This is a genomic window from Rhodococcus rhodnii NBRC 100604 (genome assembly GCF_001894925.1).
GTDB lineage: Bacteria > Actinomycetota > Actinomycetes > Mycobacteriales > Mycobacteriaceae > Rhodococcus_F > Rhodococcus_F rhodnii.
Genome location: NZ_BCXD01000005.1, coordinates 88784 through 112369, shown reverse-complemented (window position 1 = coordinate 112369; position 23586 = coordinate 88784). Strand labels below are relative to the sequence as shown.

Genomic DNA, 23586 nt, shown 5'->3' with positions numbered 1-23586 from the left:
GGCGTCAGCGCCCGACGACGCGGCGCAGCGTGTCGCGTGCGGCGGTGAGCCTGCGGCCGCGCCGCACCTGAGCGATCGCGGTACGCAGTCCGCGACGCTTCCCGGTCTCGGGGTCGACGACGCTGCCGGTGCCGTCGAAACGCTTCTCCGATGCGGTTTCCGGTGCGTCGTCGGCGGTGTCGGCGAGGTACTGGTTCGGCAGCGAGAGCTTCGCGATCGTGCGCCACGACTTCGCGTACTGCACGAGGAACGGCCCCGTCGTGTACGGGAGGTCGTACTTGTCGCACAGTTCGCGCACCCGCACCGAGATCTCCCGCAGCCGGTTGCTCGGCAGGTCGGGGTACAGGTGATGCTCGATCTGGTAGCTGAGGTTGCCGCTCATGAAGTCCATGAGCTTGGACCCGGAGATGTTGGCGCTGCCGAGCATCTGCCGCAGGTACCACTGCGCCTGCGTCTCGATCTCGATGTCGGCCTTCGTGAACTTCTCTGCGCCGTCGGGGAAATGGCCGCAGAAGATGATCGCGTTGGTCCAGACGTTGCGGATCGTGTTCGCGGCGAAGTTCGCCGTCATGGTTCTCTTCCACGCGCGCCCCGTGAGCGCCGGGTACAGCACGTAGTCCTTCGCGACCTGCTTGCCGATCTTGGCGCCGACCTCGCGGAGCTTGCGGCGCGTCTCCTCCTTCGGGACCCGGCCCTGGGCCACCTTCCCGAGTTCGAGGTGCTGGACCGCGACGCCCCACTGGAAGAACAGCATCAGGCCGGTGTTGTAGGCGAGGTTGCCGAGATAGAACGGCTTCCAGCGCTGATCGCGCGTGACCCGCAGCAGTCCGTATCCGACGTCGTCGTCCATCCCGAGGATGTTCGTGTACTTGTGATGCAGGTAGTTGTGGGTCTGCTTCCAATGGGCCGAGGGATCGTTGTTGTCCCATTCCCATGTGGCCGAATGGATCTCGGGGTCGTTCATCCAGTCCCACTGCCCGTGCATCACGTTGTGCCCGAGCTCCATGTTCTCGATGATCTTCGACGTCCCGAGCAGGCCGGCACCCAGCAGCCAGGCCGGACGACGACGGCTTGCGAACAGCACTGCGCGGCCGGCGATCTCGAGCGAACGCTGGAGGCGGATCGTGTTGCGGACGTACCGCGCGTCGCGGTCGCCCAGCGAATCCTCGACGTCGCGCCGAATTGCGTCGAGCTCTCGCCCGAGTGCCTCGACGTCGGCGTCGGTCAGGTGTGCGTACTCCTCGACGTCACTGATGGCCACCCAATCCTCCTCGTGCTCGCGATCACCCCGGCTTACTTACCAAACCGTAGGTTACGCGACCGTAGGTAAGCGACGGTGTGTGAGCATCCTCACTTGCGACGGCGTGCCTGCCGCAGCACCTCGAGCGACGACGCGAGCCCACGAGCCCGCCCCTCCTCGATCGCGCGGCGCACGAGCGGCGTCCGGAACTTGCGTTCCGACGACGTCTCGCGGGCATCGTCGGACGTCGCACGCAGGTAGCGATCCGGCAGCGCGAGGGTGTGGATCGTCCGCAACGCCTTGACGTACTGCCCGGCGAGCGAACCCGTCGTGTAGGGCAGGTCGTACTTCTCGCACAGCGCGCGCACCCGCTTCGCGACCTCCGGAAGCCGATTCGACGGGAGATCGGGGAAGAGATGGTGCTCGATCTGGTAGCTCAGGTTGCCGCTGAGGAAGCCCATCACGCGCCCGCTCCGGAAGTTGGCGCTGCCGAGCATCTGCCGCAGATACCACTCGTGACGCGTCTCACGCTCGTACTCGGCAACCGTGAACTTCTCTGCGCCGTCGGGGAAATGGCCGCAGAAGATCACGAGGTACGCCCAGATGTTGCGGATCACGTTCGCGCTGAGATTCGCGGTGAGCGTACGTCGCCAGCGGCGGCCCGACAGCGCGGGGAACAGCACGAAGTCCTTGCCGAGCTGACGGATCATCTTGCGCGCGAAGTCACGATTCGTCTGGGAGTCGAGCTTGCCGGGCCGCACGCCTTCGAGCTCCTCCGCGAACGTGCGGTCGTGGATCGCGATCCCCCACTCGAAGGTGAGCGCGAGAACGATGTTCGCGACGGGCTGGAGCAGGTTGACCGGCCGCCACGGGACGTCGCGCGTCATCCGCAGGACGCCGAAGCCGATGTCGTCGTCCATGCCGACGACGTTCGTGTACGTGTGATGCGAGTAGTTGTGGGCGCGCTTCCAGTGCTCGGACGGGCCGAGCTGATCCCACTCCCAGCCGACCGAGTGGATCTCCGGATCGTTCATCCAGTCCCACTGCCCGTGCATCACGTTGTGCCCGAGCTCCATGTTCTCGACGATCTTCGCGAGCGAGAGCAGCGCGGTACCCGCGGCCCACGTCGTGCGGTCGTCGACACGCCAGAGCGCCGCGCGGCCGAGGAGTTCGAGCACGCGCTGGAACTGGATCGTGCGGCGGATGTAGCGGGCGTCGTCGACGCCGAGCGACGACTCGACCTCACGGCGGATCGAATCGAGCTCGTCGCCGAGCGCCTCGATGTCCGAGGCGGTGAGGTGAGCGAATTCCTTGATGTCGGTGATGGCCACCGAAGGTCCTTCCGTATCGGCTACGCCGGTACCGTCACTGCGGTTCCGTGCCTGCCGGCCTGACGACCGACGGACACCGGCGGTCAGACGTCGAGCGTACAGTCCCCGGCGGCCGCCGACACACACGTCTGGACGCGTTCGCCCTCCGCATGCTGGCGCCCCGTCCGGAGATCGACGGCATGGCCCGATTCGATCGGCACGACACACGTCTGGCAGATGCCCATCCGGCACCCGAACGGCATGAGCACACCGGCGTCCTCGCCGGCCTCCAGCAGCGTCGTGGCACCGTCCACCGTTCGCGTGCGTCCCGACCGCGTGAACGTCACCGTTCCGCCCTCACCGGAGATGTCGGCGCGCGAGACCGCGAAACGTTCGAGATTCAGCCGGTCCTCGAGGCCCGCCTCGGCGAAGTGCGCCTCGTACGCGTCCAGCATCGCCAGCGGGCCACAGGCCCACGTGTCGCGCTCACGCCAGTCCGGGACGAGTTCGTCGAGATCGGCGGGCGAGATCTTGCCTTCGGTCCGCGTCGAACGCAGCAGCGGCCGGTAACTCGGGTACTCGGCCGCCAGCGCGCGCAGTTCGTCGCCGAAGATGACGTCGTCCTCGGTCGGGGCCGAATGCACGTGCACGACGTCGGTCACCGAACCTCGCCGCGCGGCGGTCCGCAGCATCGACATCACGGGGGTGATGCCACTGCCCGCGGTGACGAAGAGAATCCGCTCCGGCGGCGGCTCGGGCAGCGCGAAGTTCCCCGTCGGGGCCGCGAGCCGCACGACGGTCCCCGGCGGGACACCGCCGACGAGGTGGGTCGAGAGCAGCCCCTCGGGCATCGCCTTGACCGTGATGGAGATCAGATCGTCCGTGAAACCCGCGGGCGAGGTGAGCGAGTACGACCGCCAGTGCCAGCGACCGTCGACGAGCAGGCCGATGCCGATGTACTGGCCGGCGCGGTACCCGAAGTCGAAGCCCCAGCCCGGCTTGATGACGATCGTCGCGCAGTCCGACGTCTCGCGCCGCACCTCCACGATGCGGCCCCGCAGCTCACGGGCGGACCACAGCGGATTGACCAGATGCAGGTAGTCGTCGGGCAGCAGCGGCGTCGTGAGCTTCACCGCGGCGTGACGCAGCCACGACGCCGCGCCACGCGACGCGATCCGAGCCGTTGCGGGGTCGCCGACCCATTCCTTCAAACCCATCGGAAGCCATCCTCCTCGTTCGCGAACCTACGGTACCGTAGGGTTCACGTACGAGCGTGTCGTGGGTATCACACCCGGACGCGGCTCACAGCAGGTCCAGCCCTCACAACAGATCCAGCAGGAACGGGACCTCCTGCGTGGCGTACCACGCCAGCGCATGATCCTCGGCGTCGCCGAGCACGAACTCCGCCTCCGGATCCCCGAGATCCGCTTCGTCGACGGATTCCACCGCGCGGGCGATCGCGCTCTCGGCGTCCTCGAGATCGACGTGCACCGACGCGACCTGACGCATCGTGACGGGAGCCGCGAGCCGCACGACGGCGTCGTCGAGATCGGGACGCGGCGTGACGTCGTCGACGTCCGCGGCGATCACGACGCGGCGCATCCGGACGCCCTCGGCGCCGCGATCGGCGATCCGGCCCGCCAGCAGTCGCAGCGACGCCCGCGCGGCCTCGCCCATCGCGACGGCCTCGAGTTCGTCGTCGTCACCCGAGGAGTACGACTCGCGCAGCGCGCCCGTCACCGCGAACGCGGTGCGGCTCATCGGATCGAACTCGTCGGTCTCGACGAAGCCTTCGAGCAGTTCGATCGTCGCCGGCACATATATCCGTGTCATGGTCCACCTGTTCGTCGATCTCTCACCGGCCGTACTCGGACAGTTCCTCGAGCGATTCGGTCAGCAGCGACGCGACGACGTCGACGTCGCTCATCGCGTCCCGGTCCGCGTTCAAACCGTAGTAGACGTCGCCGTCGTAGGACGTGAGAGCGATCGAGAGCGTCTGGTTCGGGAGCAGCGGAGCGACCGGATACATCTGCGTCAGCTGTGCGCCACCGACGTAGCGGGCGCGCTGCGGACCGGGGGCGTTCGTCACGACGAGGTTGAACATGCGCTGCGAGAAACTCGTGGCGACGCGCGCGCCGACGGCGTGCAACGTCGCGGGTGCGAACCCCGGCAGCCGCGCCATCGTGCGTGCCGTCACGCGCCGGCCGTGACCCGCCGACGACGCCGTCGCGTGGGCGATGTGCGACAACCGCACCGCCGGACTCGGTTCGCCGACGGGAAGATCCACGAGGCACGACGACACGCGTGCTCGGCCGGCGGGTTCGTCGTCACCCTCCGCGCCGGGCGCGCCGTCGGCATCCTCGGTGTCGTAGACCGAGATCGGCACCATCGCGCGCACGATCGTCGACTCCCCCACGAGTTCGCCTCGCGACTGCAACCATCCCCGGAGCGCCCCCGTCACGACGGTGAGGACGACGTCGTGGATCTCGCAGTCGTAGCGCTCGCGCAGCGCGCGGTAGTCGGCGAGCGGCGTCCGGGCCGTCGCGTAACGCCGGCTCCGCGAGATCGGCGCGTTGAGCGGATTGTCGGGAGCCGAATTCGTCGCGGTGTGTACCAGCCGCGCGGCCTTCTCGAGGGCGCCGAGCGCCCGGCCCGCGCTCGTCGCGAAGTCCGCCAGAGCGTGCCGCACCGCCGACACCCCCTCCGCGGGCCGCATGACGAGTTCGCCGAGCGCCGCCGCCGCGAGCGTCGCATCGCTCGGCTCGGGCGCGGGCATCCACAGGTCCTCGGCGGGCGGTTCGGGAGTGCGGGTCTCGTCGACGATGACCTGGCCGATGTCGAGCGCTTCGACGCCGTCCACCAGCGACGAGTGCGACTTGGTGACGATCGCGAACCGGCCGCTGCCGTTGCCGTCACCCTTGCCGAGACCTTCGACGAGATACATCTCCCACAGCGGCCGTGCGGGGTCGAGCGGCCGGGACATCAACCGCGCCACGAGATCCCACAGCCGCGCCTCGCTGCCCGGGCTCGGCAGCGCCGAGCGGCGCACGTGGTACTCGATGTCGAAATCGGGATCGTCGACCCACACGGGCAACGACAACCCGAGCGTCACCTCCCGAACCTTCTGGCGATACCTCGGTACCGCGGGGAGCCGCGACTCGACGACGTTCAGCAACGCCTCGTACGTGAAACCCCCACGGGGACAACGGAAGATCGCGACCGAACCGCCGTGCATCGGCGTACTGCGTTCCAGGAAGAAGAACGACGCGTCCTGCGCCGAGAGCCGGGCCGTCACGAGTCGTCGCCTCCTGTGTCGGTCGTGAGAAGCGTCGCCACCTCGGCGAGCGCAGCCGCCGCGTCGTCGGCGTCGAAGAGCACACCCGCCATGCCCACCGCGGCCGCGCCCGCGACGTTCGCGGGGAGGTCGTCGACGAACACACACTCGCGCGGCGGGAGATCCAGCAGGGCCGCCACACGGCGGTAGATCGCGGCGTCGGGCTTCGCCTCCCCCACGTCGCCCGAGAGCACGACGACGTCGACGAGCGAACCCGCGAGTGCACGCAACGGCTCCGCTCCGGCACCGCCGGGGTCGTTGCTGGCGATCGCCGTCCGGACACCGCTGCGCCGGGCGTCGCCGAGAAGCGACTCGACAGCCGAGCCCGCCGGGCTCGCCAGCACCCCACCCACGTCCACGATCAGCCCACGCACGGTGCCAACACTAACCCGACGAATCACCGGTTCGCCGATTCCGGTGGCGCGAGGCCCGCCCCGGTGTCATCATTCGCGCACGGCGACTGCGTGAAACGCCGACCAGGGGGGGACTCGTCGCCGACACGCACACGGCCCGGGAACTCGCGCGACCGGGAACTCGCACCAACAGGAACTCGCACCAACAGGAACGTGCACCAACGGGAACGACGACAGGCCGGGGGGCCAGCATGGAGCCGACGCGCACCGACAGCAGCACACATCCGAACGACCCGCATCCGGGCACCGCCGCGACCGAGTCGGCACACGCACTCGTCGCGCGCGCACCGTCGTGCGAACCTCCGCTCGGGGTTCGTGCGGGACTGCGACGCCCACGCGCGGCGCGGTCGGCACACTCGGGCCGGCCACCCGCACGTCGCGCGGCGGGGGCGTCGTCACCTGCCGACGACCGGCGGCGCGCCACGGCGTGCGCCGAGCACGCCGTGCGGCTCGCCCTCGAGATCCTCGACCGGCGCCGCTCGCCGTCGCGCATCGGCGCGATCCTCGCGCCCGAGGTCGTCGACCTCCTCAGATCGGTTGCGGCCGCGCCGATCCACCCCGCACGCCGACTCGGTGCCGCGACGGTGCTCCGCGTCCACACCGCGGACTCGGCCGACCCCGCGATGCTCGAACTGTTCGGGACCTACCGCCGCGGCGAGCGGGTGTTCGCGTTCGCCGGCCGGATGCACGAACGCCGAACGGCCACAGGGACGCCCACGTGGTGTGTGACGTCCCTGCGGGTGTCCTGACCGCTCGGCGCTTCGCGCGAGTACCTCAGCGCTTCGCGCGAGACTTCTTGGCCGCCTTCGCGTCCTTGCGGGCCGCTTCGCGGCGGGCACGACGGGTCTGCCCGTCGCCACCGCCACGCTCGCCGCGCTCACGCGTCAGCTCGGTCCCGCCGCCCTCGGCGGGGCCCGAGTACGTCAGTCCGCGCGGCGACTCGTCGTCGAGACCCTTCGCTCGCAGCGCGGGAGCCGGGGCGGGCTGCGCATCGGCCTCGGGGCGCGCGGGACGCCCCGGCGCCGACTTCGACGCCGCGGCTGCGGACGCCGCCGTGACGCTGACACCCGACTGCGACTGCGGCTGCTGCGCCTCGACCTGCACGTTGAACAGGAACCCGACGGACTCCTCCTTGAGCCCGTCGAGCATGCCGGTGAACATGTCGTAGCCCTCGCGCTGATACTCGACGAGCGGATCTCGTTGAGCCATCGCGCGCAGGCCGATGCCCTCCTTGAGGTAGTCCATCTCGTAGAGATGCTCGCGCCACTTGCGGTCGAGGACGCTGAGCAGGACACGGCGTTCGAGCTCGCGCATCCCGTTCTCGCCCGCGATCCCGTCGATCTCGGCCTCACGCCGCGCATACGCGTCGTGCGCGTCCTCGAGGATGATCCGCTCGAGTTCGTCCGCCGACAGATCGGGGACCTCGCCGTTCGCGTCCTCGGCGGTGAGCTCCTTGTGGTCGATCGAGACGGGGTAGAGCGTCCGCAGCGCCGTCCACAGCTGATCGAGATCCCAGTCCTCGACGTAACCCTCGGCGGTCGCGCCGGCGACGTACGCCTTGACGACGTTCTCGATCATGCCGTCGACCTGGCCCTCCATGTCCTCGCCCTCGAGGATGCGGCGCCGCTCGCGGTAGATCACGGTGCGCTGCTGGTTCATGACCTCGTCGTACTTGAGGACGTTCTTACGGGTCTCGAAGTTCTGCTGCTCGACCTGGGTCTGCGCGCTCTTGATCGCCTTGGAGACCATCTTCGCCTCGATCGGCACGTCGTCCGGCAGGTTGAGCCGCGTCATGATCGATTCGAGGGCCGCACCGTTGAACCGGCGCATGAGCTCGTCACCGAGCGACAGATAGAACCGCGACTCGCCCGGATCTCCCTGACGTCCCGAACGACCGCGCAACTGGTTGTCGATACGGCGCGACTCGTGCCGTTCGGTGCCGAGGACGTACAGCCCGCCCGCGTCGCGGACGCGCTCGGCCTCCGCCTTGACGTCTGCCTTGACCTCCTCGAGGACCTCGTCCCACGCCGCCTCGTACTCCTCCGGAGTCGTGACGGGGTCGAGCCCCCGGCGGCGCAGCAGGCCGTCGGCGATGATGTCGGGGTTGCCACCGAGCACGACGTCGGTACCACGGCCGGCCATGTTCGTCGCCACCGTGACGGCACCGAGCCGACCGGCCTCGGCGATGATCGACGCCTCCTGCTCGTGGAACTTCGCGTTGAGGACGCTGTGCTTGACACCACGCTTGGTGAACTGCCGCGACAGGTACTCCGACCGCTCGACGCTCGTCGTACCGATGAGGACGGGCTGGCCCTTCTGGTGCCGCTCGACGACGTCGTCGACGACCGCCGAGAACTTCGCCTCCTCGGTCTTGTAGATCAGGTCGCCCTGGTCGACACGCACCATCGGACGGTTCGGCGGGATCGTCAGGACGCCGAGCCCGTAGATCTGGTGGAGTTCGGCGGCCTCGGTCTCGGCCGTACCCGTCATGCCCGAGAGCTTGTCGTAGAGCCGGAAGTAGTTCTGCAGCGTGATCGTCGCGAGGGTCTGGTTCTCGGCCTTGATCTCGACGTGTTCCTTCGCCTCGATCGCCTGGTGCATGCCCTCGTTGTAGCGGCGTCCGACGAGCACACGGCCCGTGAACTCGTCGACGATGATGACCTCGCCGTCGCGGACGATGTAGTCCTTGTCCTTGGTGTAGAGCTCCTGCGCCTTGATCGCGTTGTTGAGGTAGCTCACGAGCGGCGAGTTGGCCGCCTCGTACAGGTTGTCGATTCCGAGCTGGTCCTCGACGAGCTCGACGCCCGCCTCGTGCACACCGACGGTGCGCTTGCGGATGTCCACCTCGTAGTGGACGTCCTTCTTCAGCATCGGCGCGATACGCGCGAACTCCGCGTACCACTTGCTCGAGGCGTCCGCGGGACCCGAGATGATGAGCGGCGTACGCGCCTCGTCGATGAGGATCGAGTCGACCTCGTCGACGATTGCGAAGTTGTGGCCACGCTGGACGAGGTCGTCGAGCGAGTGCGTCATGTTGTCACGCAGGTAGTCGAAGCCGAACTCGTTGTTCGTTCCGTACGTGATGTCCGCGCCGTACGCGGCCCGGCGCTCGGCGGGCGTCATCCCGGAGAGGATCGACCCGACCTCGAGCCCGAGGAAGCGGTGGACACGGCCCATCCACTCCGCGTCGCGCTTGGCGAGGTAGTCGTTCACGGTGACGATGTGGACGCCGTCGCCCGAGATCGCGTTGAGGTAGGCGGGCAGCACCGACGTGAGGGTCTTGCCCTCACCGGTCTTCATCTCGGCGATGTTGCCGAGGTGGAGGGCCGCGCCGCCCATGATCTGCACGGTGTAGTGCTTCTGGCCGATCACGCGCCACGAGGCCTCGCGGGCGACCGCGAACGCCTCGGGCAGCAGTTCGTCGAGCGACTCCCCGGCGCGATGGCGTTCCCGGAACGCCTCGGTCTGCGCCTGGAGTTCGGCGTCGGTCAGCGACTCGTAGTCGCCTTCGAGTGATTCGACATGATCCGCGATGTGCTTGAGCCGCTTGACCATGCGACCTTCACCAACACGGAGCAGCTTGGACAGCGACATCGACGGCACAGTCTTTACTCGTCCTCTTGTCTCGCGGGCGCTTCAATCGTTCACGGTGCACGGGCGTCGGCCCGGTCCCCCCACACACCGCGGAGTCCGGCCGACGCCTTGCATCGGTCGGACTCCATCGTAGGCGCTCGTCGCCGAGCACGGCGCTCCCGGCCGCGTCGCGGGGCGCGCGTCGCGGCCGGGAGTGCAGGTCACTCCAGCCTGAGCAGACCGTAGTCGAATGCGTGGCGGCGGTACACGACGGATGGTTTGTCCGTTTCCTTGTCGTGGAACAGGAAGAAGTCGTGTCCGACGAGCTCCATCTCGTACAGTGCGTCGTCGACCGTCATCGGGTCCGCCTTGTGCACCTTCCGGCGCACGATGCGGCCCGGCAGATTCTCGGACGCGTCGTGATCGGTGCCGTCCGGTTCGAGGTCGGCGGCGGTGTCGGCTGCGAGCGGTGCGGTGGCCTCCGCCACCGAGACGGGGGTCTTCTCTCCGTAGTGGACCCTGCGGCGATCCTTGACCCTGCGCAGCCTGCTCTCGAGCTTGGACGTGACGGACTCGAACGCGGCGTAGAAGCTGTCTCCGCACGCCTCCGCGCGTGCGACCGGACCCTTGCCTCGTGCCGTGATCTGGACTCGCTGGCACGCCTTCGCCTGGCGGCGGTTGTTCTCGTGTTCGAGTTCGACGTCGAAGCGGAAGATGGTGGGGTCGAACCGTTCGAGACGAGCGAGTTTCTGCGAGACGTACACCCGGAAGTGATCCGGTATCTCGACTCCTCGTCCCTTGACCACGATCTCCGACGTCGCGGCCGCGGTGGCCTCGTCACTGCGTGTAAGAGGGGCTTGCACAGCTTGCGGGGTCGTCACACGATCCTCCCGAGGTCGGTGCCGTCCCGGATCCACGGGACGACGGGAAACGAACTGTGCCGGAACGGACGCGAAAGAGACTTCGCTGCAACACGTCTCGGCCGGCTGAGGTTTCTCGTCATCACCTCCCACCTGCGCATCGGGTGTAACCCAAAACTACTTGCCCGGCCCGATGTGCGCCAGATGTTCCCGCACAATTCACCTCACACGGCCGCGACCACGAGAATCGCAGCCACACCGACACCCGCCGCCGCGAGCCTGCGCACCGACACGGCGGCGGTGGCCCCCGTCGTGAGCACGTCGTCGACGAGGACGACCGAGCCCGGTGCGCGCGACCGCAACGCCCGCCGGTCCACGCGCACCCACCGCTCGAGATTGGCTCGGCGTGCCGCGGGCGAGAGCCCCACCGAGTCGCGCGCCGCGAACGACGTCCGCAGCGCACGGCACACGCGGTCGCCGCCCACCGCAGCGACAGCGGCGGCCGTGACGGGATCGCCGCCACGCCGCCGGGCCGCGGCCGCCCGGGTGGGCGCGGGCACGAGACACACCGGGGCGGACGGATCGAGTTCGCCCCACCCGTAGAGGTCGAGCAGCGCGCGGGCGAGGGCGGCGCCGAGCGGCGCGGCGAGATCGCGCCGGCCGTGCTCCTTCGCCGCGACGACGACACCGCGGTGCACCCCGCGATAGCGGCCGAGCGCCCACACCGGCACGCCCGGATCGACGCGCGGGCTCACCCGCGCGGGCACGTCCCGAAGGACGTCGCGGCACTCACGGCACAGCGCACCGCCCGACGGTGGCGGCAGCGGTGTACCGCATCCGCCGCAGACGGCGGGCAACGCGAGATCGAGGAGGCTCCGCACACCGCGCAGTATCCGCCGCCCCACCGACACGCGCGTCCCTGCGAAAGCGGGACGCGGTCAGCCGGGCAGGACCGGAATCGCCCGGATGCCCGTGAGGCCGGGCACCTCGCGCCAGAACCGGTCGTTCGCGGGGTCGTTGTTGTTGAGCTGGAAGACCGCGCGCGCATCGGCCACGAGTTCGGTCGTCGGCGAGGCGTCGACCGCGACGACGGGCGACGTGAGATTGCGGCTCGGGAGCGCGTCGGTCCGCGAGCCGTCGACCGCGATCTGCACGACGGGGGTCTCGGGCGCCGCCCGCGAGACCACGACGGTCTCGCCGTCGCTCCAGTCGAGCGACAGGGCCGGGCTGCCGAGGCCCGCGCCGATCTCGCGCGGCGCCGTCAGCGAGTAGCCGCCGCCCGAGCCGCGCACGACCGTCGCGAGGTACACGTCGCCGTCGACGATCAGCGCCGCACGGACCCCGTCGCGCGAGAGCCGCAGTTCGGAGATGTTGGACCCGAGCGCCGTGATCGCACCCGTGTCGACGCCCACGACGCTGAGATTGCCCGTCGACCGTTCGCGCACGACGCGCACGACCGTCGTCCCGTTGACGGCGACCCATGCCGACGAGCCGTCGAGATCCCAGCTCGGACGCGTGATCGAGCCCGCGTCGAGCGCCTTCGCGGACTCGCCCGTCCCGTAGTCGCCCACCAGCAGCGACATCCCCGGTTCGGGGGCGGGACGGCCGGTGTCCTCGACCCCCGCGACGAGATCACCGTCGACCGACAGCGCCGCCGACCGCAGGCCGCCCGACGTACCGAACACTCCCGGCAACGGAACGAGCCCGCCGTCGTCGACCTTGACGAGCGAGCCCTCGCGCAGCGCGTGCAGCCCGATCGCAGGGTTCGCGCCGGCGAGCGGATCGAAGGACGCGACGTCCGACGTCGACCAGCCGTCCGGCTGACGGTCGTCGAGCGGTGCGCCGTCCGCCTCGAGCCGGTACGGCCCGGAGATCTCGGCGTTGGACAGCGTCCACACCAGCTGGGCCGCGAGCCGCGTCCGCGACTCGGTGTCGAACCCCCCGAGGCCCTGCAGATTGATCCGGACGCCGCCGAGCCCGACACCCACCGCGCCGGTCCTGCCGTCGGCCTTCGTGATCGGCCCAGCGAGCGTCACACCGTCGCCGAGCTCGGTCCGTACCCCGGGCTCGAGGGCCGACTTCGGTCCCTCGACGAGCAGGCCGACGAGCTGCGCGGCGAGTTGATCGTCGCCGCCGGAGATCCAGCGCGGATCCGGAACGAGGGCTGTCCCCGTCGGGTCGAGGAAGTACAGCGAACGCTGCTGATAGCTGCCGAGGAACAGCGCGCGATCCATGACGACGCCCGGCGGCAGCGCGGCGATCCGCCATTCGCCGTCGGCCTGTTCGAGCCGGATCCGGGCGTCGTAGCTGCCCTCCTCCGCCTCGTACAGGCCCCCCTCGCGCAGCTGGCCGACCTTGTTCGCACGGATCGTGTACGTGGCCTCGTTCGACGACCGCGCCTCGGGCAGCACGTCGACCTTGTCGACGATGGTCGTGCTGGCCTCGTCGTCCCACGACTCCGACATGTCGTCGGTGAGGAACTGCCGCGCCGCGACGTGACGATTGGCCGGGTCGGTGCTCGCCCCCAGGAAGTCGCGGAGCAGCAGGTCCGGCGCGCGCCCGGGAACGGGAGCCTCGATGCTCGTCGCGGGGACCTGGCGGTCGATCGTGCCGACCGCCTGCGGTGCGGACGAACTCGGCAGGCTCGCGCAGCCGGTGAGGCCGACGGCGAGACCCACGAGCAGCGCGACCAGTGCCCGCGCCCTCACGACGACTCCTCCCCCGGTCGGCGGCCGGACGGGGTGCTCGCGCGCGACGAATCGTCCACGCTCTCGTCGTCCACGGCCGTGTCGTCCACGCCGGGGTCGGCGCTCGTGTCGTCTGCGGTGATACTGCTGCGCATATCCGAATCGTCCGGAATTTCGGCGTCGCTGTCGACCTCGCCCGCCGTCTCGGCACGGGCCGACCCCTCGACCTCGAGCGGATCGTCGGACTCGAAGGGATCAGCCGACTCGAAGGGATCGGCCGACTGCTCGGCCGTCGGCGGACGACCCTGTACGGCCTTGCGGATCGTCGGCGCGAGGGGCAGCGGCGACGACGTCACCTTCCGCCCCCGCACACGCGGAAGGGTGAGCCGGAACACCGAGCCCTTCCCCGGTTCGCCCCACGCCTCAAGCCTGCCGTCGTGCAGATTCGCGTCCTCGACGCTGATCGCGAGCCCCAGACCGGAACCGCCCGACCGCCGCACCCGCGACGGATCGGACCGCCAGAACCGGTTGAACACCAGCTTCTCCTCACCCGGCCGCAACCCGATGCCCTGGTCGCGGACGACGAGCGCGACGGCGTTGTCGTCGGCGCGCACCCGCAACAGCACCGGCTTGCCCTCGCCGTGGTCGATCGCGTTCGCGAGGAGGTTGCGCAACACGCGCTCGACGCGGCGGGGATCGACCTCCGCCATGACCGGATCGCCCGGCATGTCGACGATGAGTTCGGTCCCGCTCTCCTTCGCGAGGTGCCGCACCGTCGAGATCGCAGCGCGGGCGCACAGCCGGACGTCGAGTTGCTCCGCCGCGAGTTCGGCGACACCGGCGTCGTGCCGGCTGATCTCGAGGAGGTCCCCGAGCAACTGCTCGAAGCGGTCCAGTTCGGTGACCAGCAGCTCCGACGCGCGCTTCATGCCCGGATCGAGATCCTCGCTGCCGTCGTGGATGAGATCGGCGGCCATGCGCACCGTCGTGAGCGGCGTCCGCAGCTCGTGGCTGACGTCGGACGTGAACCGCTTCTGGAGGTTGCCGAACTCCTCGAGCTGCGTGATCTGTTTGGACAGGCTCTCGGCCATCTCGTTGAACGACATCGCGAGCCGGGCCATGTCGTCCTCGCCCCGGACCGGCATGCGTTCCTTGAGGCGGCCGTCGGCGAATCGCACGGAGATGCGCGACGCCGAGCGCAGCGGCAGCACGACCTGCCGCGCGACGAGCAACGAGATCGCGGCGAGCAGCACGGCGAGAACGCCGCCGCCGACGAGCAGCGTGCCCCGCATGAGCGAGAGCGTCCGCTCCTCGCTCTCGAGCGGGAAGATGAGATACAGCTCGAGCGTCGTCGTCGGTGAGCCGATGATGAGGGCGGGGCCGGAATAGCCGCCGCGCTCCTGCACCGTCGAGAACTGGTAGGCGATCTGATTCGCCTGGACGAACGTCCGCAGCGACTCCGGGATCTCGGCCTCCGCGCCCACCGAGACCGGGGCGCGCGGTCCCTCGCCCGGAACGATGAGCACCGGCTCGAACGCACCGGCCGAGCCCGACGCGTCGGGCTCGTCGGGATCGCGATTGGTCAGCTGCGCACGAATCCCGTTGAGCTGGGCGACCGCGGACGAGTAGTCCGACCCCTCGAGCGTCTCGTCCACGGTGGCGCGGGCGCGGTCGAGTTCCTCGGTCGCCGCACCGATCTTCGACTCGAGCAGCCGATCGGTGATCTGGCTCGTGAGGACGACGCCGAGCACACCGATGACGATGATCGACAGCGTCAGCGTCGAGACGACGACGCGGAGCTGCAACGACCGCCGCCACGTGTGGGCGACGGCGTTGCCGACCGTACTCGCCCAGCGGACGACGGGGGTGACGCGCCGGTTGACCCGGCGCCGCCAGCGAGAGACACGTGTCACGGCGGTCCGGCCTTGTAGCCGACCCCCCTGACCGTGAGCACGACCTCCGGATTCTCGGGATCCTTCTCGACCTTCGCGCGCAGCCGCTGAACGTGGACGTTGGCCAAGCGGGTGTCGGCCGCGTGGCGGTAGCCCCACACCTGTTCGAGGAGCACCTCACGCGTGAAGACCTGCCGCGGCTTCCGGGCGAGCGCCACCAGCAGATCGAATTCGAGCGGAGTCAGCGAGATGGGTTCGTCGCCCCGCGTCACCTTGTGCGCGGGAACGTCGATCACGACATCGCCGATGCTGAGCACCTCGGCGGGCTCGGACTCGGTCCGGCGCAGCCGGGCGCGCACGCGCGCGACGAGTTCCTTCGGCTTGAACGGCTTCATGATGTAGTCGTCGGCACCGGACTCGAGGCCGAGCACGACGTCGACCGTGTCGGTCTTCGCCGTGAGCATCACGATGGGGACACCGGAGTCGGCGCGCAGCACGCGGCACACGTCGATGCCGTTCATACCGGGAAGCATCAGGTCGAGCAGGACCAGATCGGGCCGGATCTCACGCACCGCGGACAGTGCCTGGGTGCCGTCGCCCACCACGTGGGGCTCGAAACCTTCGCCACGCAGGACGATCGTGAGCATCTCGGCGAGCGCCGTGTCGTCGTCGACGACGAGAATCCTGGGCTTCATGGCTCCTATCGTTACACCTTTCCCGCCGGTAACGGCGCGATCACCGTTTCGGCGCGCCGCGGCATCGGCGACGCGCCGGGTCGTACCTCCGTGAGCACCGGGTCACGACCCCGTCGAGAGTGCCAGGTCGTCCGCGAGTCGCGCCACGTCGACCTCCGGATCGAGCACCCACCACGGCGACATCCACGCGCGCGCGGCAAGTCCCGCGTACGCGCGGCCGGTGCGGGTCTGTAGCGGGCTGTCGCGCTCGTACGCGTCGAGAGCCCGGCACACCTCGCTCTCGCGGGCACGCGCACGGAGCTCGGCCAGCGTCACGGGAGTGTCGAGATAGAGCTGCAGATCCGGGACCGGCAGTGCGAACCGCTCGAACTCGAGCTCGCGGATCCAGTCGACGAACGGGCCGTCCGCGTCCTGCGCGAGCCGCGCGGCGCCGTACGCCGCGTTGGACGCGACGTACCGGTCCAGCACGACGACGTCGTGCGTGGCGACCAGCTCGGCGAGCTCGGCGGCGGCGCCGGCGCGGTCGAGGGCGAACAGCATCGCCATCGCGTTGACCGACTCCGCGAGATCACCGTGCCGACCGTGCAGCGCCTCGGCGGCGACGTCGGCGTGCACCGACCTCCCGTACCGCGGGAAGGCCAGGGTGGCCGCGGCGAGACCACGATCGGTCAGTGCCGCGAGCACACCCTGCACCAGCGTGTTCTTCCCGGCGCCGTCGAGACCCTCGAGTGCGACGAGCGCTCCCATTCGAGCCGGCCCGCCGCTCAGTACCGGTAGTGCTCGGGCTTGAACGGGCCCTCGACGTCGACGCCGATGTACTCGGCCTGATCTTTCGTGAGCTTGGTGAGCTCGCCGCCGAGCGCCTCGACGTGGATCCGGGCGACCTTCTCGTCGAGGTGCTTGGGCAGCTGGTAGACCTCGTTGTCGTACTCGTCGGGCTTGGTCCACAGCTCGATCTGCGCGATGACCTGGTTCGAGAAGCTGTTGCTCATGACGAACGACGGGTGGCCCGTCGCGTTGCCGAGGTTGAGCAGCCGGCCCTCGGACAGCACGATGATCGAGTTGCCGTTCTCGAACACCCACTGATCGACCTGCGGCTTGATGGTGATGCGCGTGGCGCCCGAGCGCTCGAGGCCGGCCATGTCGATCTCGTTGTCGAAGTGCCCGATGTTGCCCAGGATGGCCTGGTTCTTCATCGCCTTCATGTGGTCGAGCGAGATGATGTCCTTGTTACCGGTCGAGGTGATCACGATGTCGGCGTCGCCGATCGCGTTCTCGACCGTGACGACGTCGAAGCCGTCCATGAGCGCCTGGAGCGCGTTGATCGGATCGATCTCCGTGACCTGGACGCGCGCGCCCTGGCCCGCGAGCGACTCCGCGCAGCCCTTGCCCACGTCGCCGTAGCCGCAGATGAGCACCTTCTTGCCGCCGATGAGGACGTCGGTGCCGCGATTGATGCCGTCGATGAGCGAGTGCCGCGTGCCGTACTTGTTGTCGAACTTGCTCTTGGTGACGGAGTCGTTGACGTTGATCGCAGGGAACGCGAGTTCGCCCGACGCAGCGACCTGGTAGAGCCGCAGCACGCCGGTCGTGGTCTCCTCCGTGACGCCACGGACGGACTCGGCGACCGCCGTCCACTTGCCCGGGGTCTCCTCGAGCGAACGGCGCAGCAGCGACAGGAAGACCTTGTACTCGTCGGAGTCGTGGTCGTCGTCGGTCGGCGGGACGACTCCGGCCTTCTCGAACTGCTTGCCCTTGAGGACGAGCATCGTGGCGTCGCCGCCGTCGTCGAGGATCATGTTCGCGGGCTCGCCCGGCCACGTGAGCATCTGCTCGGCGGCCCACCAGTACTCCTCGAGCGTCTCGCCCTTCCAGGCGAACACGGGAACGCCGCGCGGCTCCTCGGGAGTTCCGTTCGGGCCCACCACGATCGCCGCGGCCGCGTGATCCTGCGTCGAGAAGATGTTGCACGACGCCCAGCGCACCTCGGCACCCAGCGACACGAGCGTCTCGATGAGCACCGCGGTCTGGACCGTCATGTGCAGCGAGCCGGAGATCCGCGCACCGGCGAGCGGGCGCACGTCGGCGTACTCGCGACGCAGCGCCATCAGTCCTGGCATCTCGTGCTCGGCGAGACGGATTTCCTTGCGTCCGTATTCGGCGAGCGAGAGATCCGCCACCTTGAAGTCGAGCCCTCCGCGTGAATCCACGGTGGGGGTGGCCGGTACCGACGTCGTCATGAATGCCTCTCTCGATCTCGCGATGGTGGTGTCCAGGCTAGCCCAGCGACCCTCGCCCACCGTCCTGCGCCGTTGTCGCGAGGAACACCTGCGCGTGCTCGGTGTCCGAGTCGATCCGGATGTCCGGTTCGTCGTCCGCGACCCACACCGCGTGCCCCGCGGGCAGATCGACGACGCTCCCGCCGCACGTCACCCGCACGCGGCCGAACGTCACCAGGACGATCCGTGGTCCGCGCTCGGTGAGATCGGTGTGCGCACCGGCCCCGAGTTCGATACGCGCGAGCGCGAACTCCGGTGCTGGAGTGTCGTACACGTACTCGCCGTCACCGAGCGATCGCGGCTCGACGAGCGGGACGTCCACGGCGTCGAAATCCAGGACGCGCAGCAGTTCCGGAACGTCGACGTGCTTGGGCGTGAGACCGCCGCGCAGCACGTTGTCGGAGTTCGCCATGATCTCGATGCCGACCCCGTGCAGGTACGCGTGCAGGTTGCCCGCGGGCAGGTACAACCCCTCCCCCGGCTCGAGCGACACGCGATTGAGCAGCAGCGACGCGAACACCCCGCTGTCACCGGGATACGCCTCCGCGAGCTGCAGTGCCGTGCGCGCCTCGCGGACGTACTCGCCGTCGGCGTCGGACGCGAGCAGTGCGACGCACGCGTCGAGCAGCTTGGGCATCAGTGCCGAGACGGCGTTGGGCGGCAACGTGATCCACGTCGTGAACAGCGCGCGCAGCCCTCCCGAATCGGGCTGCTCGGCCAGCAGCGACACGTACGGCTCGAGCTCGGGCGCCGCGAGCGCGGCGAGCAGATCGACGGTGCGCTTGGGATCGCGGAAGCCGGCGAGCGCCTCGAACGGGGTGAGCGCCACGACGAGTTCGGGCTTGTGGCTCGGATCCTTGTAGTTGCGGTCGGCGGCGTCCAGCGGAAGCCCCGCGACGTTCTCGGCCTCGAAGCCCTCGGCGGCCTGCACCGAACTGGGATGCGCCTGCAGCGACAGCGGTTCCTCCGCCGCGAGCAGCTTGAGCAGGTACGGCAGCCGCGCGCCGAAGCGATCGACGCTGCGCTCCCCCAGCGCCGCGACGGGATCGTCTTCGACGACGTCGAGCAGCGTCCCCTCGGCCGCGCCGTCGTCGCCGAGAACGCGGGCGGGATCACCCGGGTGCGCGCCGAACCACAACTCCGCCTCGGGATGAGCCGACGGCACCCTGCGGCCCTGAACGGCGGCGATGGCCGAACGCGAACCCCACGCGTAGTAGCGCATCGCGCCGTCGAGTACCCGCACTAGTGACCACCCATCAGCTGGAGATACGCCGCGGCGAGATCGACACGAGTCGCGAGCGTCACGAGTTGCGCGACGACGTCGCCGGACTGCTCACCGAGTTCGCTCGCGACCAGGACCTCGGCGTCCGGCACCGTCGCGAGCCGGCGCCGGGTCGTGTCCTCGTCGGCGACGGACGAGAACGCGAACGCACGGATCGGACGGTCCCCCGGATCGTCGAGGTCCGGATCGAAGAAGAGCGGATCGACGTCCGCTGCGGGACGGAACGTGGGCGCCGCGGCGACGACATCGGGCAGCGGCGCGGACGCCGCGACAGCTCCCGCGAACACCGCCGCCTCGCCCGCGTGCCGCGCGAGTTCGACGTGGGGCGCGTCGGCGCCGGTGAACACGACGCGGCGGCCGTGCACGCGCGACGCGAGCGACTTCGCGGGATTGTGGAAGATCTCGTTGCCGGGTCCGCCGCGCACGGCCTCGGCGTCGGCGGCGTCCGCGAGCGCGGCGAGGTCGACGGCCGCGGCCTCGTCGGGCCTGCCCAGTTCCGCGGCGACCGCGAGGAAGCCCGCGAGATACCGCATCAGCATGTGGCGTGGGTGCGCCGGAATCCTCGGCGCGAGCGAGCGAGCCCGGCCCGCCGCGACGTCGCGCAGCGGCCCCTCGAACGGGGCGACCACGACCGTCTCCGCCCGCCGGCGCAGCGCGGCGTCCGTGGCGTGGGCGAGGGCCGGATCACCGGCGTCGTCGCCTGCGACCACCACGACGTCGAGCGGACCCACCCACGACGGCGTCGTGGGCACGCGGACGACCGGGAACCCGAGCGTCGCCGTCGACGAGACGAGTGCAGCGGCACGCGCCGGACGGCCCGCTGCCGTCACGAGTACGAGGCTGCGTGGCCGCATCCCCGCGAGTCCCGTGAGCTCGCCCTCGTCCACCGCTGCCTGCGCGGCCCGCAGTTGCGCCCCTGCGGTCGCCGCGGACCGCAGCACCGCGTGACGATCGGCGGCGCCGATCGCCGCCTCGTCGTCGAGGTCGAGAACGGGCATCGGTGTCGTCATCGCCCCGACCACCCCCTTGTCCTTCCGGCCGGCCTCGTGGTGCCGGCCGGTCTCGTCGTGCCGACCTCCGTGCAGTGTGACGGGCCGCACTGCGCGGGGTCGAACGGTGTGGATCCCACTATCCCAGTCGGCCGCGCACGATGCCCAGGATCTCTCCCACCACCGCGTCGACGGCGCCGCGCGACGGCGCCTCGGCGTTGAGCCGCAACAGCGGTTCGGTGTTCGAGGGGCGCAGGTTGAACCACGTGTGGTCGCCCAGATCCACGGTCACGCCGTCCAGGGTGTCGACGGCGACGGTGCGCTCCGCGAACGCCGCGACGACCTCGTCGGCCGCCGCTGCGAGATCGTCGACCGTCGAGTTGATCTCGCCCGAATCCGCGTACTTCACGTACTCGGCCATGAGTTCCGAGAGCGGACGATCCTGCGCGCCGTACGCGGCGAGGACGTGGAGCGCCGCGAGCATGCCCGAGTCGGCGTTCCAGAAGTCGCGGAAGTAGTAGTGCCCCGAGTGCTCGCCGCCGAAGACCGCACCGGTCTCCGACATCTGCTGCTTGATGAACGAATGGCCCACCCGAGTGCGGACGGCGACGCCGCCCCATTCCTCGACGAGTTCGGGGACCGCACGCGAGGTGATCGCGTTGTAGATGATCGTGGCGCCGGGCTCGGCCGCGAGCGCGTGCTGCGCGACGAGTGCCGTGATCGCGGACGGCGACACCACGTCGCCCTTCTCGTCGACGACGAAGCAGCGGTCCGCGTCGCCGTCGAAGGCGAGCCCCAGGTCGGCGCCCGTCTCACGGACGCGCGCGCTCAGATCCACGAGGTTCGCGGGATCGAGCGGATTGGCCTCGTGATTCGGGAACGTCCCGTCGAGCTCGAAGTAGAGGGGATCGATCGTGACCGCCGCAAGGGGACCGAAGACCGCGGGCGCCGTCATGCCGCCCATGCCGTTGCCCGCGTCGACGACGATGCGCGTCGGACGCAACTCGGAGAGATCGACGAGCGAGCGCAGGAACTCCGCGTAGTCCGCGAGCAGATCGGCCTCGGCGATGTCGCCGCGCGCGCCGTCGTAGGGAGCGACGCCGTCGACGAGTTGCTGCGCGATGTCTGCCAGACCGGTCTGCTGTCCCACGGGCTTGGCGAACGCCCGGCACATCTTGACGCCGTTGTAGCGCGCGGGATTGTGACTCGCCGTGAACATCGCGCCCGGGCACTCGAGCCGTCCCGACGCGAAGTACAGCTCGTCGGTCGAGGTGAGTCCCAGCAGCACGACGTCGAGCCCCTGTGCCGTCACCCCCTCGGCGAACGCGTGCGCGAGCGTCGGCGACGAATCGCGCATGTCGTGTCCGACGGCGACGCGAGCGGCGCCCTCCGACCGCATGAGGTGGGCGAACGCGCCACCGAGATCGCGCACGAATCCCTCGTCGAGTTGTTCGCCCACGAGACCGCGTACGTCGTACGCCTTGACGACGGAATGGACGGACTCGGCGGATCGCGACACGGCTGGGCTCCTTCGGGTTGTGGACAGGGGCCGCGGTGACGACGGCAGCGCTCACCCTATCCGCCGGGAGGCTGCGGCGGTGCCGACCGGTGGCGAGGGGATCGCGCGGGAAGTGGAGAGCGGAGGGACGGCCCGGTTCAGACCGAGGGGTCCGGCAGGACGCGCAGATGACCGCGGCGTCCGGTCCGAGGTGGGGGCGCCGCACCGCGGTCGCCGTCGGCGGAGGCGTCGGAGACGGCGGCGGCGTCCTCGTGGCGTTCGCCGAGACCCGCTTCACGGACGGCCTCGGCGAGCGCGGTGAGATCGTCCTCGTCGGGCGTGCTCGACGCGAAGGCACCCTCGTGCCGGACGAGTTCCCATCCCATCGGGGCGGTGATCCGTGACCCGTGCGTCTCGCAGAGATCCCACGAGTGCGGCTCGTCGACCGTCGCGAGCGGCCCGACGACGGCGGTCGAGTCGGAGTACACGTACGTCAGCGTCGCAACGGCGGGGTTCTTGCACCCGGGTCGGCAGCATCGACGCAGTGATCTCACAGCCAGCACCTTAACTCTCCTGTCCTCGCCACCCCACTCGGACACACCGCCGCGAGCTTGTAATGTCGGCGCCATGGCAAGACCTCCGCGCCGCCGCCACACAGCCCGAACGGTCGAGCGGCACGGCCGAGGCCCGCGTGGACCGGTCCTTCCGCCCGACGTTCCGGGGCGCCGTTCGCGCGCCGAACGGTTCGATCTCGCCGTCCTCGACGCGTTCGGCCCGATCGACGACAGGTGGGGCGGACGCCTGCGCGGACTCGACATCGCCGTCGACGATGTTCCCAAGATCCGCGCGATCGATCCGGATTCGGTGGAGTGGCCCGACGACGTCGTCGCCGACGGGCCCGTTCCGCTCTCGCGCCTGGTCCCCGCGGGCATCGACCGACGGGGCGACGCCACGCGCGCCCGGATCGTCGTGTTCCGCAGGCCCGTCGAGCACCGTGCCGACGATCCCGAGGACCTCACCGACCTGCTGCACGAGATTCTGGTGCAGCAGGTGGCGACATACCTCGGGCTCGATCCGGACGTGGTCGATCCGGACGGGGCGCCGGAGGACTAGCCGCGGCACTGCCGATCCGTGACCCGGGGGCCGGACGATTCAGACGATGCCGCGCTTGAGGCGCCGGCGCTCCCGTTCGGAGAGGCCACCCCAGATGCCGAAACGCTCGTCGTTCGCGAGGGCGTAGTCGAGGCATTCGTCGCGAACCTCGCATCCCTGGCAGATCCGCTTGGCTTCGCGGGTCGAGCCGCCCTTCTCGGGGAAGAACGCCTCGGGGTCGGTCTGCGCGCAGAGTGCGCGTTCCTGCCACTGATCCTCGATGTTCTCGAAGAGTTCGTCGAACCCTCGCAGGAACACGGGATCGCTCGCCGGACTCGACTCGCTCGGAACCACGCTCAGCATCGGTGCGCTGTCGTGTTCCCGGTCGGTCTCGCCGTCGATGCGTGCGCCGTTCGCCGCGCTCGCATCGGAATCGGGTCGC

Annotated in this window: 21 protein-coding genes; 2 read left to right on the top strand and 19 right to left on the bottom strand. The window is 69.7% G+C overall.

Going from position 1 to position 23586, the window contains the following annotated elements:
* Positions 1-4: 4 nt before the first annotated feature.
* The 6 genes from RR1_RS05040 to RR1_RS05015 form a co-directional block, all read right to left on the bottom strand.
* The gene (locus RR1_RS05040) at positions 5-1261 is read right to left on the bottom strand and encodes a fatty acid desaturase family protein (protein WP_010839190.1); all 1257 of its coding nucleotides are present in this window, start codon (positions 1259-1261) and stop codon (positions 5-7) included.
* Positions 1262-1350: 89 nt separating this feature from the next.
* The gene (locus tag RR1_RS05035; protein WP_010839191.1) at positions 1351-2571 is read right to left on the bottom strand and encodes a fatty acid desaturase family protein; all 1221 of its coding nucleotides are present in this window, start codon (positions 2569-2571) and stop codon (positions 1351-1353) included.
* 83 nt (positions 2572-2654) lie between these two features.
* The gene (locus tag RR1_RS05030) at positions 2655-3767 is read right to left on the bottom strand and encodes a ferredoxin reductase (protein WP_010839192.1); all 1113 of its coding nucleotides are present in this window, start codon (positions 3765-3767) and stop codon (positions 2655-2657) included.
* A 103-nt stretch (positions 3768-3870) separates the two neighbouring features.
* Complete coding sequence (locus RR1_RS05025; RefSeq protein ID WP_040774291.1) at positions 3871-4383, bottom strand: DUF6912 family protein; 513 nt, start codon at positions 4381-4383, stop codon at positions 3871-3873.
* A gap of 22 nt (positions 4384-4405) precedes the next feature.
* Positions 4406-5845 carry a WS/DGAT/MGAT family O-acyltransferase gene (locus tag RR1_RS05020; RefSeq protein ID WP_010839194.1) on the bottom strand — a complete coding sequence of 480 codons (1440 nt, stop codon included), beginning with the start codon at positions 5843-5845 and terminating at the stop codon, positions 4406-4408.
* Complete coding sequence (locus RR1_RS05015; RefSeq protein ID WP_010839195.1) at positions 5842-6258, bottom strand: HAD-IA family hydrolase; 417 nt, start codon at positions 6256-6258, stop codon at positions 5842-5844. Before RR1_RS05015 ends, RR1_RS05020 begins: the two co-directional genes overlap by 4 nt.
* A 230-nt stretch (positions 6259-6488) precedes the next feature.
* Here RR1_RS05015 and RR1_RS05010 point away from each other — a divergent pair, with 230 nt between their 5' ends.
* Entirely contained in the window at positions 6489-7046 is a 558-nt protein-coding gene (locus tag RR1_RS05010) for an Rv3235 family protein (protein ID WP_051111246.1), read from the top strand.
* 25 nt (positions 7047-7071) lie between these two features.
* Here RR1_RS05010 and secA read toward each other — a convergent pair whose 3' ends face one another.
* The 12 genes from secA to RR1_RS04950 form a co-directional block, all read right to left on the bottom strand.
* Positions 7072-9900, bottom strand: coding sequence for a preprotein translocase subunit SecA (gene secA / locus RR1_RS05005; protein WP_010839197.1), 2829 nt, complete (start codon positions 9898-9900; stop codon positions 7072-7074).
* A 191-nt stretch (positions 9901-10091) separates the two neighbouring features.
* Positions 10092-10751, bottom strand: a complete 660-nt coding sequence (hpf, locus tag RR1_RS05000; protein ID WP_051111247.1) for a ribosome hibernation-promoting factor, HPF/YfiA family — start codon at positions 10749-10751, stop codon at positions 10092-10094.
* Between the two features lie 203 nt (positions 10752-10954).
* Positions 10955-11611 (bottom strand): ComF family protein, encoded by a 657-nt coding sequence (locus RR1_RS04995; protein WP_238559038.1) that lies wholly within the window; start codon positions 11609-11611, stop codon positions 10955-10957.
* A gap of 57 nt (positions 11612-11668) precedes the next feature.
* On the bottom strand, positions 11669-13438 hold the full coding sequence (lpqB, locus tag RR1_RS04990; protein WP_010839200.1) for an MtrAB system accessory lipoprotein LpqB: 1770 nt from the start codon (positions 13436-13438) through the stop codon (positions 11669-11671).
* The gene (mtrB, locus tag RR1_RS04985) at positions 13435-15330 is read right to left on the bottom strand and encodes an MtrAB system histidine kinase MtrB (protein WP_081634207.1); all 1896 of its coding nucleotides are present in this window, start codon (positions 15328-15330) and stop codon (positions 13435-13437) included. The genes lpqB and mtrB overlap by 4 nt, the downstream gene beginning before the upstream one ends.
* Positions 15327-16004, bottom strand: coding sequence for an MtrAB system response regulator MtrA (gene mtrA / locus RR1_RS04980; RefSeq protein WP_072713604.1), 678 nt, complete (start codon positions 16002-16004; stop codon positions 15327-15329). Before mtrA ends, mtrB begins: the two co-directional genes overlap by 4 nt.
* A 102-nt stretch (positions 16005-16106) precedes the next feature.
* Entirely contained in the window at positions 16107-16751 is a 645-nt protein-coding gene (locus tag RR1_RS04975) for a dTMP kinase (protein WP_010839203.1), read from the bottom strand.
* Between the two features lie 17 nt (positions 16752-16768).
* Positions 16769-18244, bottom strand: a complete 1476-nt coding sequence (gene ahcY, locus RR1_RS04970; RefSeq protein ID WP_010839204.1) for an adenosylhomocysteinase — start codon at positions 18242-18244, stop codon at positions 16769-16771.
* 37 nt (positions 18245-18281) lie between these two features.
* A complete protein-coding gene (gene manA, locus RR1_RS04965) occupies positions 18282-19526 on the bottom strand; it encodes a mannose-6-phosphate isomerase, class I (protein WP_010839205.1) in 1245 nt (414 codons plus the stop codon).
* Positions 19526-20575, bottom strand: a complete 1050-nt coding sequence (locus RR1_RS04960) for a hypothetical protein (RefSeq protein ID WP_040774379.1) — start codon at positions 20573-20575, stop codon at positions 19526-19528. Before RR1_RS04960 ends, manA begins: the two co-directional genes overlap by 1 nt.
* Before the next feature lie 118 nt (positions 20576-20693).
* Complete coding sequence (locus RR1_RS04955; RefSeq protein WP_010839207.1) at positions 20694-22073, bottom strand: phosphomannomutase/phosphoglucomutase; 1380 nt, start codon at positions 22071-22073, stop codon at positions 20694-20696.
* Positions 22074-22210: 137 nt separating this feature from the next.
* A complete protein-coding gene (locus RR1_RS04950; RefSeq protein WP_071990766.1) occupies positions 22211-22606 on the bottom strand; it encodes a DUF3499 domain-containing protein in 396 nt (131 codons plus the stop codon).
* Between the two features lie 73 nt (positions 22607-22679).
* Here RR1_RS04950 and RR1_RS04945 point away from each other — a divergent pair, with 73 nt between their 5' ends.
* Positions 22680-23165, top strand: a complete 486-nt coding sequence (locus RR1_RS04945) for a metallopeptidase family protein (protein WP_010839209.1) — start codon at positions 22680-22682, stop codon at positions 23163-23165.
* Positions 23166-23204: 39 nt separating this feature from the next.
* Here RR1_RS04945 and RR1_RS04940 read toward each other — a convergent pair whose 3' ends face one another.
* Positions 23205-23507: a WhiB family transcriptional regulator gene (locus RR1_RS04940; protein ID WP_051111258.1), complete on the bottom strand. Its 303-nt coding sequence runs from the start codon at positions 23505-23507 to the stop codon at positions 23205-23207.
* Positions 23508-23586: the final 79 nt, after the last annotated feature.

What these genes read in the sequence shown, in the direction of transcription:
- RR1_RS05030 (WP_010839192.1), bottom strand. Translation starts at nt 3,767, where the DNA reads ATGGGTTTGAAGGAATGGGTCGGCGACCCCGCAACGGCTCGGATCGCG.
- RR1_RS05025 (WP_040774291.1), bottom strand. Translation starts at nt 4,383, where the DNA reads ATGACACGGATATATGTGCCGGCGACGATCGAACTGCTCGAAGGCTTC.
- RR1_RS05010 (WP_051111246.1), top strand. Translation starts at nt 6,489, where the DNA reads ATGGAGCCGACGCGCACCGACAGCAGCACACATCCGAACGACCCGCAT.
- mtrA (WP_072713604.1), bottom strand. Translation starts at nt 16,004, where the DNA reads ATGAAGCCCAGGATTCTCGTCGTCGACGACGACACGGCGCTCGCCGAG.
- RR1_RS04975 (WP_010839203.1), bottom strand. Translation starts at nt 16,751, where the DNA reads ATGGGAGCGCTCGTCGCACTCGAGGGTCTCGACGGCGCCGGGAAGAAC.
- ahcY (WP_010839204.1), bottom strand. Translation starts at nt 18,244, where the DNA reads ATGACGACGTCGGTACCGGCCACCCCCACCGTGGATTCACGCGGAGGG.
- RR1_RS04960 (WP_040774379.1), bottom strand. Translation starts at nt 20,575, where the DNA reads ATGACGACACCGATGCCCGTTCTCGACCTCGACGACGAGGCGGCGATC.
- RR1_RS04945 (WP_010839209.1), top strand. Translation starts at nt 22,680, where the DNA reads ATGGCAAGACCTCCGCGCCGCCGCCACACAGCCCGAACGGTCGAGCGG.
- RR1_RS04940 (WP_051111258.1), bottom strand. Translation starts at nt 23,507, where the DNA reads ATGCTGAGCGTGGTTCCGAGCGAGTCGAGTCCGGCGAGCGATCCCGTG.